We start from the raw sequence: 12,377 nt of genomic DNA, 5'->3' as shown, positions 1-12,377 counted from the left end.
CGCGTGACGCGACGATGCTGCCGGTGTGTCGCCTGCTCAGGCAAGCTTGCCGCGCGAATCGTCGAACGGCATCACCACGCGAGTGCGATATGCGGGTCGCGCTTTCCATCGTTCGTACCACGCCGCGACATGCGGCACGTCGGGCCGCGCGATATCGCGTTCGAAATACCGGTACAGGTGCGTGCCGGCCGCGATGTCGGCGAGCGTCGTGCGACGGGACGATCAGAACTTGTGGCGAATGCCGACGATCGCGAGTTCCTGCGTATCGGTGCCCGAGTTCACGCCGTACGAGCCGACCGACGCGGCTGCTTTCACGGTCGCCCCGCTCGCGTTGAGCGTGTTGCCGCTCGCCTTCTGATAGCCGAACAGCGCATACAGGTCGGTGCGCTTCGACAGTGCGTAATCCGCGCCGAGGTTGACCTGGTTGTAGTGCGCGGAAGCCGGGCCCGTCAGCGACGTGTAGTTGTAGCCGACGCCCGCGCGCAGCGCCGGCGAGAACTGCCAGTTGAAGAACGCCGAGCCGTTGTTGAACTTCGCGTTCTGGCTGAACGCCGACAGCGTGTCCGCGCCGTATTGCGTGTTCGAATACGCGAGGCCGAAGGTCGCCGGCCCGGCCACGTACTGGCCGGCCACGCGCACGATCTGGATCGACTTCGCGCTCGAGAAGCCCTGGTTGATCACGGTGTTGAACAGCGTGTCCGAGCTGCTCGACCACGTGCGGACGCCGTTCGCGACCGTCGTGCCGCCGTTCGCGTAGAAGTAGCCGGCGCCGAGCGACAGCGGCCCGTTCGCGTAGCTCGCGCCGAAGCTGTACGTGCGGCCGCTGCCGGTCGCGCCCGCGACGCCGCCGAAGCCGTACAGCGCCGCGAACTGGAAGCCGGAGATCAGCGGGCTCGTGTATTTCACCGAGTTGCTGACGCGCAGGCTGTTGTCGTAGTTGTCGAGATCGCCCGGCGTCGCGAACACGCCGCCGAAGTAGTTGTCCTGCGTGAGGCCCTGCACGAGATCGACGACCGGATCGTACTGGCGGCCGAGCGTCACGGTGCCGTACGTGCTGCTTGCGAGGCCGACGACGGCCTTGCGGCCGAATTCGCGCTGGCCCTGGCCGAGCGCGCCGGTGCCGATGTTGAAGCCGTTTTCGAGCTGGAACAGCGCGGACAGGCCGCTGCCGAGATCCTCGATGCCGCGCAGCCCCCAGCGGCTGCCCGACAGGTTGCCGCTGCTGAACTTCACGAGGCTCGACGCGTTGCTGCCGTTCGCGTTCTGCGCGTTGTGGACGTACGCGATGCCCGCGTCGGCGATGCCGTACAGCGTGACGCTGCTTTGTGCGTGGGCGCCGGCGGTGGCGAGCGCGGCCGGCAGTGCGAGCAGCGCGAATGACCGGATCTGTTTCATGATTGGATTCCCCCGTTGGTCAATTAGTCTGACGAATCGGTGAACGATACGGACCGCGCATCGTCGAGGGAACCAATAAATTGTCGGATCGTTATGAGGCGCGCGGCGATGGATGCGTGCGCAACGGGTTGGCGTCTCGCGCGGGGCCTACGCGTCGTGGCGGCGCGACGCGTTTCTCGGGACGAGCGTCATCAGTTGCCGGCGCGAATCGACGCCGAGCTTGGCGAATGCGCGCTTCGCGTACGTATCGACGGTGGACGTCTTGCGCCCCATCGACTGCGCAATCGCGGCCGACGTCGTGCCCTGGACGAACGACGCGCACACGTGCATCTCGCGTGGCGCTCGCGGCCGGCAACAGCGTGGTGCTCGAGCCGTCGGAGAAATCGCCGCTGACCGCGCCGCGCGTTGCGCGGCTCGCGTTCGCGGCCGGCATTCCGGCCGGCGTGTTCAACGTCGTGCCGAACGGCGCGGAGCCGGGTCGGGCGCTGGGCTGCATCGCGACGTCGACTGCATCGCGTTCACGGGATCGACACGCACCGGGCAGCAGATCATGGCGTGCGCCGCGCAGTCAAACCTGAAGCGCGTGTGGCTCGAACTCGGCGGCAAGTTGCCGAACCTCGTGCTGCCCGACTGTCCCGATCTCGACCGCACCGCGCGCGCCGCTTCTTCAACATGGGCGCAGTGTGCACGGCCGGCTCGCGCCTGCTGGCAGTCGTCGTGCGACGGGACGGGCCGAACGCTCGGCCATGTGCGCTGCATGGCCATTCTTTTCTGTCCCGAAAATCTTGTAGCATCGCCGGAGTGCCGGTTGGCATGCTGCGATCCCCGCAGCATGCCCGATTTTCTGTTTGTTGTGGCCCCGCCGGTATGCGCCGGCGGGGTCGATTCGCGTGAGGTCAGTATGCGTCGCATTGGGCTTGTCGTCGTCCCTCAGTTTCAGGTGATGAGCCTGCTCGCGTTGTCCGTGTTCGACATCGCCAATCTCCGCGCCGGCCGCTCGCTCTATGAAGTGAGCGTGATCTCGGAGGATGGCGGCCCCGTGGAGGCGTCGTTCGGGATGTGCGCATCGACTCAACCAGCGCGGCTGTCGGAGCTGCACACGGTATTCGTCGGCGCTTCGCTGTCGACGCCGCCGCTCACGGACCGCATGCGCGAACTGCTGGTCGATCTGTCCGGCAAGGTCGAACGCATGGCGTCGATTTGCCTCGGTGCGTTTCTGCTGGCCGAGGCGGGCCTGCTGGACGGGCGCCGTGCAACGACGCATTGGGCGTTTCTCGACCGGTTCAGGGATCGCTACCCTGCGGTATCGGTGGAGAGCGATTGCATCTTCGTGCGCGACGGCGCGCTGTGGAGTTCGGCCGGAATGAGCACGGCCATGGACATGGCGCTCGCGATGCTCGAAGAGGATCTCGGCCCGGACGCCGCGTTGCAGGTTGCGAAAGACCTGGTGCTCGAGCGCTGGAGGCGCTCGGGGTCGCAGCCGCAATCGTCCGTGCTGATCGACCATCCGGCACGCAGCAATCGGATCCACGACGTCATCACGCACATCCGGGCGAATCTCGGCACCGAACTGACGGTCGACAAGCTGGCCGACGTGGCGAGGATGAGCAAGCGGCAGTTTACGCGCCGCTTCAAGGACGAAACCGGCCTGACGCCTGCAAAGGCAGTCGAGCGCATTCGGCTCGAAACGGCCCGGGATTTCGTGACGAGTTCGTCGTGGACCATCGACACGATCGCACGGGAAACCGGTTATGCGGATACCGAGCGGATGAGGCGGTCGTTCGTGCGCGCGTTCGGCCATCCGCCGCAGGCCTTGCGGCGGCAGCGCAAGCCGGAATACACGGACACCGACTGAGCGCGGCTGGCCGATACCGGATCCCGCGCTGCAACATCATGGCACGAAAGGAGGGAACTGCGTCCCTCCACGCGCGCCCATCGTCAATAGAATGTTCTTCGGGCGGTACCTGCTCGGGCAAGCCGAACCGACGACTCGTCAACAGCGGACCGCACGCTCGTCCGCCCACGGTTTTGTGAACCGTCCTCGGTAGCCCGCGTCATGTCGCCAGGCTGGAACCGGCCGTGTGTGCCGCACGGACGCGCCCGGTCGCCGATTGCGTTGCCGCACGCGCGAAGCGTGCCCGGCATGGGTAGGCACGCCGTGCCGATGCGCCGCATGACGCGTACGTCGCAACCGCCGAAGTGGCGCGGATCAGCGAAGCGCTGTGCGGGGCGCGACCGGCCTAGCGGGTGGCCGGGTCGGCGCTCGTCGTCGGCACCGTATCGGGCGACACGTGGTTCGCGATGATGAAACTGAACGGACGGTTGGGGCGCAGGATATGTCAGATGCAGCGATGAAAGACGATTCGACGGCTGTTGTATACGTCGTCGACGACGATCCGGCCATACGCGCCTCGCTCGATACGTTGTTGCGATCGCTGGGCCTGCGCGTCGTGACCTTCGCGAGTACCGCCGAGCTGCGCGCGACGCACAGGGAGAATGTCGCGAGCTGCCTGTTGCTCGATGTGCGGCTGCGCGGGGAGAGCGGGCTGATGTTTCAGCAGGCGTCGGACCGACCATCGATCCCGATCGTCGTCATAACCGGGTTCGCGGACGTCGAAGTGTGTCGCAAGGCGCTGAAGGGCGGTGCGGTCGATTTTCTCGTGAAGCCGTTCACCGACCACGAGTTGATCGACGCCGTGAACCTCGCACTGTCGCTGGATGCGGCACGGCGAGTCCGCAACGACACGCACGACGAGTTGCGGCAGTCGTTCGAGCTGCTCACGCGCCGCGAGCGCGAAGTGCTTGCGTACGTCGTCAGCGGCGCGCTGAACAAGCAGATCGCGTCGCATCTCGGATTGAGCCTGATCACTATCAAGCAGCATCGCGCATCGGTGATGCGCAAGATGAATGCATCGTCGCTTGCGGATCTCGTGCGCAAGTCCGAGGCGATCGGCGTGCAACTGGCGACATGACGCCGCGCGCGGCGAGCGTCATGCGGCCGGGTCGGTCGTGCGCGGGCGGGCCGGCAGCGCGAACGAGAAGCAGCAGCCGGCGCCCGGTTCGCCGCGTGCCCAGATGCGCCCGTGGTGGGCGTCGACGATCGAGCGTGCGACCGTGAGGCCCATTCCCATGCCGTCGGATTTGCTCGTGAAAAACGGCTCGAAAAGCTGATCGATCGACTGCTGTTCGATACCCGGCCCCGTGTCGCATACGTCGAACACGACTTCGGCGCCGCTCAGCCTGGCCGAGACCGTCAGCGTGCGCGCGTGCGACGGGCCGCTTTCGATCGCCTGGATGCCGTTCATCATCAGGTTCGCGAGCACCTGCTGGACCTGCACGGGATCGGCGAACAGGTGTGCGTCGGCATCGATGTCGCTGTCGACACGAACGTTGCGTGCAGCGGCTTCCGGCCCGATCAGGAACAGGGCAGCGTGCACGGCGTCGGCGGCCGCGAAGTCGACGCACTTCGCCGGCGCCTTGCCGATGAAGCCGCGAATCTTGCGGCAGATCTCCGTCGCGTCGCGTGCCCACCGGGCGGCCTGCGTGATCGCGGCAGCGGCTTCGGCGACGTCGGGCTCGTCGCGCTCGAGCCAGCGCAACGCCGCTTCGGCCGACGAACCGACGGCCGACAGCGGCTGGCTGACCTCATGCAGGATCGAGGCCGACATCTCCGCAAATAGCGACACGCGGGCCGCGCGTGCGGCTTCCGCGCGCAATACCGCGAGCCGGTCGCTGTTCTCCTTCTGTTCGGTCACGTCGAACGCATAGAAATGCAGGCGCCGGTAGCCGTCCTCGTGCTTCGGCAGCGAGCAGCGCCATACGATCGGTACGCGGCGCCCCTTGAACGTCACCAGCGTGCGCTCGCCCTGGCAGGCGATCCGATTTTCGTAGATCGCGCGCAGCACCGCGCTGTTGCTGAGCCGGTCGGCCGGCAACAGGATCTCCGCGTGCTGCAGGAAATGTTCCTTCGACTCCGCGTCGAAGAGTTGCACCACCGCGTCGTTGGCCGCCACGAACGCATGCAGCGCGCGCAACCGGGCGACGGCCTGCGGATGCTCGTCGAAATAGCGGTCGATATCGGAGACCCCGGCCATCTTGAGTTCCTTCACCGCGCGATAAACGCGCGACCAGTCTTCGATCAGGATCGGTATCGGCGCCGACAGGAAGAGCTCGCTTTCCGCGGGATGAGGGTCGGCAGGCGGGGCGATCGTCGGGGCTGCGGACGTGGACATGGGGACGTGGTGCTCGTTGAGGCTCGCGCGCGGCGCGAAACCGGATGACCGGAAGTGAAGCATCGGGACGACGAACGACGTGCGCGTCCGACTTCGATGTACTTGCAACTATAAAGCAGATCGCTGCGTGTTGCTGACCGTGACCGCGGGCCCATGCAGGCCGGCGCGACGGTCAGACTTTGGTATGGGAGGGCATCGACCACGGTCTGATGGATCGCAGAAAACCGTTCCTCTAGACTCGATTCCAACGTGAGTGAAGCGCGCGGCGCGGAGATAGCGAAGAGGCGATGTTCGCGATGCGTCGATGCGACGGGCCGATTGCGCAAGCCGCGCATGCGCGTTCAATGCGAGGGGAACGGTAGAGATGACGCAGCCAACGTGTGCATACGACGATGTATTCGAACGCGCGCTGATGGGCCTGCTGGATCCATCGAGAACGGCGGGCGCGCCCGGCTCGCATCGGCGGCGCGTGCGCGGCAAGCGCAATGACGGCGCGCGCGAGGCCGCCGCGCCGGCGGCGTCGCGGATCAGGATCGTCGAGATTCTGTCGGATACCGCTGTCAGCGTGCGCTGGAGCGACCCGAGGTACGGGCATTTCGGCGAACAGCTGTGGCATTGCGTGACCGCGAGAACCGCGTCACGCTGCGTGCTGACCGGTGCGCCGATCAAGCCGGGCGATCGCGTGTATCGGCCGAGGGGGCGCGGCCGCACCGTTCCGTGCAACTGGGACAGGATGATCCATGCCGCGGCAGTCGCACCCGCGTCGTCCGCCAGCGCGGACGGCTGGTGACGCGCGAGCGGGTACGGTCGGTATCGACCGCACCATACCTCGGCATGATTGCCGGCACAGGGGGCGGTCGGTACGCTGTCCGAAATCCGGTTGCGTTCCCGGCCCTGCCAGCGAGCGTGGCGTCACGCGAGACACTCTGTGCACGACAAGACGGTTTGCATCATCGACGATGAATTGGCGATGAGACAGTCGCTGGAATCGCTCGTGCGCTCGATGGGCGTGCGCGTGAGGCTGTACGCGTCGGCCGAGGCGTTTCTCGAACACGGCGCGAACGGGACGTCGCACTGCATCGTGTGCGATATCCAGATGGCCGGGATGTCGGGCATCGAGTTGCTCGCCGTACTGCGCGCAGGGTGTTGCGACGTGCCGATCATCTTCGTGACCGCGCACCCGAGCGCGCGCCGGGCGCTCGAAGCGAGACGGCTCGGCGCATTGTGCGTGCTGGAGAAGCCGTTCGATCCGCGCGAACTCGTGCAGTGGGTGATGCGCGCGCTCGCAGGGGGCTGAATGGGCGGCAGTGCGGCATACGGGCGCGGCAGCGGTGCGTTCGGGCCGCGTCATCGCGACCGGCATGTCCATTACGTGGTTTGTTTCGAACGACGGGAGAACTGATGGAAAACGATAGTCCGAGCCTCGGCGCCAGAACGCAGTTCGTCGACGTCGATGGTCGACGCCTCGCGTATCGCACGTTCGGCAGTGGCACGCCGCTCGTGCTGTGCGTGCGCTTTCGCGGAACCATGGACACGTGGGATCCGCTGTTCCTCGACAGTCTCGCCGAGCAGGGCTTCCAGGTCACGATCTTCGACTACAGCGGCCTCGGGCAGTCGAGCGGTGAGCGAACCTATCATCCCGCGTCGCTCGCCAAGGACGCGATCGACCTGATCGTCGCGCTCAAGCTCGGCAAGGCGGTGATCGGCGGCTGGTCGGTCGGCGGGATGGCCGCGCAGATCGTGCTCGCGAAAGCGCCGCAGCTCGTCACGCACGCGGTGCTGATCGCGACCACACCGCCGGGCCAATTGGTCAAGGCCGGCGAACCGTTGTTCTACACGATGGCGAAGCGCGAAAACGACTTCGAGGATTTCGTCACGCTGTTCTTCGAGCCGGCCTCCGCCGCGAGCCGCACGGCGGCCGAACAAGCGGCCGCGCGCGTCGCGCGGCGCAAGGTCGACCTGAGCCCGGCGGTGCCGGTTGCGTGGGCCGGCGAGCAGGTCGGCGACGGCCCGCGAAACCCGGCCTTCCCGGTCGATGCCGTGCTCGATGCGCTGCGCTCGACGTCGATTCCGGTGCTTCATGTCGGCGGCGATCACGACATCGTGTTCCCGGTGGAGAACTGGTATGCGCTCAACGGCCAGCTTCCGACGCTGCATCTCGTGACGCTGCCGCGCACCGGGCACGGGCCGCAACTCGAGTATCCGGTGTCTTGCGCCAGACACATCGCGGCGTTCGTCGGCGTGCACGCCGGCTGATCGCGCACGCAATGAAGGAATGAAGAAGTCGTTTTTTATTGTTTAGGATGACAAATGGAAGATCTGATTGATTTGGCGATTCGCGCGGCAGGTGGAATGGAGCGCTTCAAGCGCTTTCGCAGCGTATCGGCGCAGTTGCATCACACGGGCGCGATCTGGGCGCTGAAGCAGCGCGACGGCGTGCTCACCGATTCGCGCGTGACGGTGCAGTTGCACGAGCAGCGTGTATCGCATGCCCCGTTCGCTCCGACGACGGACCACTCGGTCTACACGCCTTCGCGCGTCGAGATCCGGCGCGACGACGGGACCGTCGTCGATACGCTCGACGCTCCTCGCGCATCGTTCGACGGCTACGAAATGGAGACGCCGTGGTCCAACGCACAGCTGGCGTACTTCGCCGGCTACACGATGTGGACGTATCTGACGTCGCCGTTCCTGCTGCGCCACGACGGCGTTCGCAGCCGCGAAATCGCGCCGTGGACCGTCGACGGGCTGCCGTGGCGGCGGCTGCGTGTCGAGTTCGCGCCGGAGATCGCGACGCATAGCGCCGTGCAGACGTTCTACTTCGACGCGGACGGGCTGCTGCGCCGGCACGACTACGAGGTCGACATCCAGGGGCGCAACGCGGCTGCGCGGTACATCAGCGACTACGTCGACGTGCAAGGCATCCGGATGCCGACGCGCTTCCGGATTTATCCGCGTACCGACGCGAACGTAGCGCTGCCCGCTCCGTTGATCGTGGGTGTCGATCTGTCGAACTTCCGTTTCGAATAACGAGGCAATCATGACGAATCAAGCGACTTACCGCGCGGCGGTAGTCAAGGCGCCCGGGCGACTGGAACTGGTCGAGCGCCCGATTCCCGCGCCGGCACAGGGGCAGGTGCGCATTCGCGTCGAAGCCTGCGGGGTATGCCATTCCGACAGTGCAACCGTGGAGCGCGAAGCGCCGGATGGCGCGCCGCCGCGCGTACCGGGGCATGAAGTCGTCGGCCGAATCGACGCGCTGGGCGAAGGGGTGTCCGGCTGGCGGCTCGGCGAGCGCGTCGGTGTCGGCTTTCTCGCCGGCGAAGACCGCACGTGCCCGTCGTGCCGGCACGGCGACATCGTGAACTGCGAGAACCCGGTCATCACCGGGATGACGACGGACGGCGGCTACGCGGAAATCATGCTGGCCGAAGCCCGCGGGCTCGTGCGCGTGCCGGACGATCTCGATGCGGCCGAGGCCGCGCCGCTGTTGTGCGCGGGGCTGACGACGTTCAACGCGCTGCGCAATGCCGGCGCGCGGGCCGGCGACGTGGTCGCCATCCATGGCCTCGGCGGGCTCGGCCATCTCGCCGTGCAATTCGCGAACAAGATGGGTTTTCACACCGTCGCGATTGCGCGCGGAGCCGACAAGGCCGTGCTTGCTGCGCAGCTCGGCGCGCATCGCTACATCGATGCGCGGACCGAGGACGTCGCCGCCGCGCTGCGAGCGCTCGGCGGGGCGAAGGTCGTGCTCGGCACGGCGCCGACCGGCTCGGGCATGGCCGACACCGTCGCGGGGCTGTCCGCACGCGGCAAGCTGATCGTCGTTGCCGTGCCGGGCGAGCCGATCGCCGTGAATGCGGTCGACCTCGTGTTCGGTGGCCGCTCCGTCGTCGGCGCGTTGACGGGAACGGTGGCGGACAACGAAGAGACGCTCGCGTTCGCGCGGCTGCAGAACGTGCGGCCGATGATCGAAACGTTCCCGCTCGAGCACGCGCAAGCGGCGTACGACCGCATGATGCGCGCGGACGTCCGGTTCCGCGCGGTACTGACCATGAATTCCGCACCCACGGGAGCTTCCGCATGAACGCGATCGCCCAATCCATCATCGACGCCCACGGCGGGCTTGTGCAGTGGCGCAAGTTTCGGCAGGTGCGCGCGCGCCTCGTACAAGGCGGTGCGCTGTGGGGCCTCAAAGGTCACGCCGGCGTGCTCGACGACACCACGGTCACCGTCGCGACGGATCGCCAATGGGCGTCGCACGCGCCGTTCGGTGCGTCAGCCGCGCGCAGCGAATTCACCGGCGAGCGCATTGCGCTGCTCGATTCGGCCGGCCATGTGCTCGCGGCGCGCGAAGAGCCGCGCCGGTCGTTCGACGGGCATACGCTCGAGACGCCGTGGGACGAGCTTCAACTGGCGTTTTTCGCCGGATGCGCGATGTGGACGTACCTGAACGCGCCGTTCGTGCTTGCATGGGACGGTGTGCGCTGCGAAGAAGACGGCATCTGGAACGAACACGGGCAAGCGTGGCGCCGGATTCGCGTGCACTACCCGGACACGCTCGAAGTGTTCAGCAAGGCGCAGATGATCTACGTCGGGCCGGACGGCCTCGTGCGCCGCCTCGACTACGACGTCGAAATCGCGGGCAACACACCGGGCGCGCATTACGTCAGCGACTATGTGACCGTTTCGGGGATCCGCTTCCCGACGAAGCGGCGCATCTACCCGCGTGCAGCCGACGGGCAGGCCGTGCCGGAACCGCTCGTCGTATCGATCGACCTGCATGACATCGCGCTGAGCTGAGTGTGAACCACGGCGCGCGTCGCGCGCCCATCGAGGGAACCCATCATGACGCAATTTGCATCATCCGCCGCTACGACCCGCTACATCGATGCAGCCGGCGTGCGCTACGCGTATCGCCGCTTCGGCAACGAAAAGGGCGGGCGGCCGCTGCTGTGTCTTCAGCATTTCACCGGCACGCTGGACAACTGGGATCCGGCGATCGTCGACGTGCTGGCGCGCGATCGCGAAATCATCCTGTTCGACAACGCCGGCGTCGGCCGCTCCGGCGGACAGGTTCCGACGTCGATCGCGCACATGGCGCAGCACGTGCTGCACTTCGTCGACGCCCTGTCGATCGACCGGCTGCATATCCTCGGATTTTCGCTCGGCGGCTTTCTCGCGCAGGACATCGCGATCGCGCGACCGGAGCAGGTCGAGCGGATGATCCTGTCCGGCACCGCGCCTGAAGGCGGCGAAGGGGCGGGGATGGATCGGCCCGAACTGCTCGCGATCTACACGGACGGCGAGATGCCGATGAGCGAAAAGCTCAAGCGGCTGTTTTTCCCGGCAACGCCCGCCGGCCAGACGGCCGCCGCCGCATTCGTCGACCGCCTCGCCGCGCGCACCGCCGAGCCGGATTTGCCGGCGGGCCCCGAAGTCGCGTCCGCCCAGCTGCAGGCGATGATCGCGTGGGCGAACTGGAGCGGGGACGTGGCAGGCAAGCTGGGCCGGATCAAGCAGCCGGCCCTCGTGACCAACGGCAACGACGACCGCATGATCCCCACCGCGAACAGCTTCGTGCTCGCGCAGGGGCTGCCGGATGCGACGCTGATCGTCTATCCGAATTCAGGCCACGGCGCGCTGTTCCAGCATGCGAGCGCGTATGTCGCGCACGTCGCGGAATTCCTGCGCGGCGCGTGACCGCGTCGCTCACCCTCTTCAAGGAGCCAATGATGAAAGCCATCGTTTATGCAAAGGCCGGCGTACCGATCGACGATCCGGCGTCGCTGTACGACGCGGAGCTGCCGGTGCCGACACCCGGCGCGCGCGATCTGCTCGTGCGGATCGACGCGATCGCCGTCAACCCGGTCGATTCGAAGCTGCGGCTCGGCGTGCAGCCGAGCGGCCCGCGCGTTCTCGGCTGGGACGCGGCGGGAACGGTCGAGGCGGTCGGCAGCGACGTCGAGCTGTTCGCGCCGGGCGACAAGGTCTGGTATGCGGGCGACATCACGCGGCCCGGCAGCTACGCGGAATATGGTCTCGTCGACGAGCGGATTGCAAGCCGCCGCCCGACGACACTGGGCGCTGCCGACGCTGCGGCCCTGCCGTTGACTGCGATTACCGCGTGGGAACTGCTGTTCGACCGGCTGAAGATCGCCGAGCGCGGCGGCGCCGGGCAGAGCGTGCTGGTGATCGGCGCGGGCGGCGGCGTCGGATCCATTCTCGTGCAACTCGCGCGCCGGTTGACCGCGCTGACGGTGATCGGCACGGCATCGCGGCCGGCCACGCACGCGTGGGTCGCCGAGCTTGGCGCACACCACGTGATCGATCACGGCCAGCCGTTGCAACCGCAACTGAAGTCGCTTGGCATCGACCACGTGGACCACGTGATCAGCCTCACGCATACCGACACGTACTACGCGCAGATCGTCGATGTCCTGAAGCCGCAGGGCCAGCTCGCGCTGATCGACGATCCGGACACGCTCGATGCGATGCCGCTCAAGCGCAAGGCCATCTCACTGCATTGGGAATTCATGTTCACGCGCTCGATGTTCCGCACGCCCGACATGGACCGTCAGCACGCGCTGCTCGCCCGCGTGGCGACGCTGATCGACGACGGCGTGCTCAAGAGCACCGTCGGTGAGCACCTCGGCAGGATCGACGCGGCGAACCTGCGGCGCGCGCACGCGCTGCTGGAAGGCGGGCGCGCGAAGGGCAAGATCGTGCTCGAAGGCTTCTGAGCGAGCA

Annotated in this window: 13 protein-coding genes and 2 pseudogenes; 11 read left to right on the top strand and 4 right to left on the bottom strand. The window is 66.9% G+C overall.

From position 1 onward, the window contains the following. Positions 1-36: 36 nt before the first annotated feature. From LGN10_RS33810 to LGN10_RS17635, 3 genes and pseudogenes are all read right to left on the bottom strand, one after another. Positions 37-201 (bottom strand): annotated as a pseudogene (locus tag LGN10_RS33810) (glutathione S-transferase); the annotation flags it as partial. A 21-nt stretch (positions 202-222) separates the two neighbouring features. Beyond that, a complete protein-coding gene (locus LGN10_RS17640; RefSeq protein WP_060310010.1) occupies positions 223-1,395 on the bottom strand; it encodes a porin in 1,173 nt (390 codons plus the stop codon). A gap of 147 nt (positions 1,396-1,542) precedes the next feature. Next, positions 1,543-1,719, bottom strand: coding sequence for a LuxR C-terminal-related transcriptional regulator (locus LGN10_RS17635; RefSeq protein WP_185716528.1), 177 nt, complete (start codon positions 1,717-1,719; stop codon positions 1,543-1,545). 14 nt (positions 1,720-1,733) lie between these two features. Here LGN10_RS17635 and LGN10_RS17630 point away from each other — a divergent pair. From LGN10_RS17630 to LGN10_RS17620, 3 genes and pseudogenes are all read left to right on the top strand, one after another. After that, positions 1,734-2,124: pseudogene (locus LGN10_RS17630) on the top strand (aldehyde dehydrogenase family protein); the annotation flags it as partial. Positions 2,125-2,296: 172 nt separating this feature from the next. Continuing rightward, positions 2,297-3,250, top strand: coding sequence for a GlxA family transcriptional regulator (locus LGN10_RS17625; RefSeq protein WP_226224485.1), 954 nt, complete (start codon positions 2,297-2,299; stop codon positions 3,248-3,250). A 481-nt stretch (positions 3,251-3,731) separates the two neighbouring features. Continuing rightward, a complete protein-coding gene (locus LGN10_RS17620; RefSeq protein WP_059579432.1) occupies positions 3,732-4,367 on the top strand; it encodes a response regulator transcription factor in 636 nt (211 codons plus the stop codon). A gap of 18 nt (positions 4,368-4,385) precedes the next feature. On the opposite strand, the gene LGN10_RS17615 is transcribed toward LGN10_RS17620, so the two are convergent. Then, positions 4,386-5,735, bottom strand: a complete 1,350-nt coding sequence (locus LGN10_RS17615) for a sensor histidine kinase (RefSeq protein WP_185723039.1) — start codon at positions 5,733-5,735, stop codon at positions 4,386-4,388. Positions 5,736-5,991: 256 nt separating this feature from the next. On the opposite strand from LGN10_RS17615, the gene LGN10_RS17610 reads away from it, so the two are divergent. From LGN10_RS17610 to LGN10_RS17575, 8 genes are all read left to right on the top strand, one after another. Beyond that, positions 5,992-6,417 (top strand): DUF3331 domain-containing protein, encoded by a 426-nt coding sequence (locus LGN10_RS17610; RefSeq protein ID WP_059579427.1) that lies wholly within the window; start codon positions 5,992-5,994, stop codon positions 6,415-6,417. Between the two features lie 180 nt (positions 6,418-6,597). Then, positions 6,598-6,924: a response regulator transcription factor gene (locus LGN10_RS17605; RefSeq protein ID WP_230951164.1), complete on the top strand. Its 327-nt coding sequence runs from the start codon at positions 6,598-6,600 to the stop codon at positions 6,922-6,924. A 104-nt stretch (positions 6,925-7,028) separates the two neighbouring features. Continuing rightward, complete coding sequence (locus tag LGN10_RS17600; RefSeq protein WP_089465979.1) at positions 7,029-7,883, top strand: alpha/beta fold hydrolase; 855 nt, start codon at positions 7,029-7,031, stop codon at positions 7,881-7,883. 54 nt (positions 7,884-7,937) lie between these two features. After that, positions 7,938-8,657 carry a hypothetical protein gene (locus LGN10_RS17595; protein WP_059579419.1) on the top strand — a complete coding sequence of 240 codons (720 nt, stop codon included), beginning with the start codon at positions 7,938-7,940 and terminating at the stop codon, positions 8,655-8,657. Between the two features lie 10 nt (positions 8,658-8,667). Further along, complete coding sequence (locus LGN10_RS17590) at positions 8,668-9,714, top strand: alcohol dehydrogenase catalytic domain-containing protein (protein ID WP_059579417.1); 1,047 nt, start codon at positions 8,668-8,670, stop codon at positions 9,712-9,714. After that, the gene (locus LGN10_RS17585) at positions 9,711-10,430 is read left to right on the top strand and encodes a hypothetical protein (protein ID WP_226224445.1); all 720 of its coding nucleotides are present in this window, start codon (positions 9,711-9,713) and stop codon (positions 10,428-10,430) included. The genes LGN10_RS17590 and LGN10_RS17585 overlap by 4 nt, the downstream gene beginning before the upstream one ends. A gap of 45 nt (positions 10,431-10,475) precedes the next feature. Further along, positions 10,476-11,330, top strand: coding sequence for an alpha/beta fold hydrolase (locus tag LGN10_RS17580; protein WP_059579412.1), 855 nt, complete (start codon positions 10,476-10,478; stop codon positions 11,328-11,330). A gap of 32 nt (positions 11,331-11,362) precedes the next feature. Then, positions 11,363-12,370, top strand: a complete 1,008-nt coding sequence (locus LGN10_RS17575) for a zinc-binding alcohol dehydrogenase family protein (RefSeq protein ID WP_059579634.1) — start codon at positions 11,363-11,365, stop codon at positions 12,368-12,370. Positions 12,371-12,377 lie beyond the last annotated feature (7 nt).

The organism is Burkholderia sp. AU32262 (assembly GCF_020419985.1).
GTDB classification, from domain to species: Bacteria; Pseudomonadota; Gammaproteobacteria; order Burkholderiales; family Burkholderiaceae; genus Burkholderia; species Burkholderia semiarida.
The sequence above is the reverse complement of the archived record's forward strand: the minus strand, read 5'-3'. Positions and strand labels throughout refer to the sequence as shown.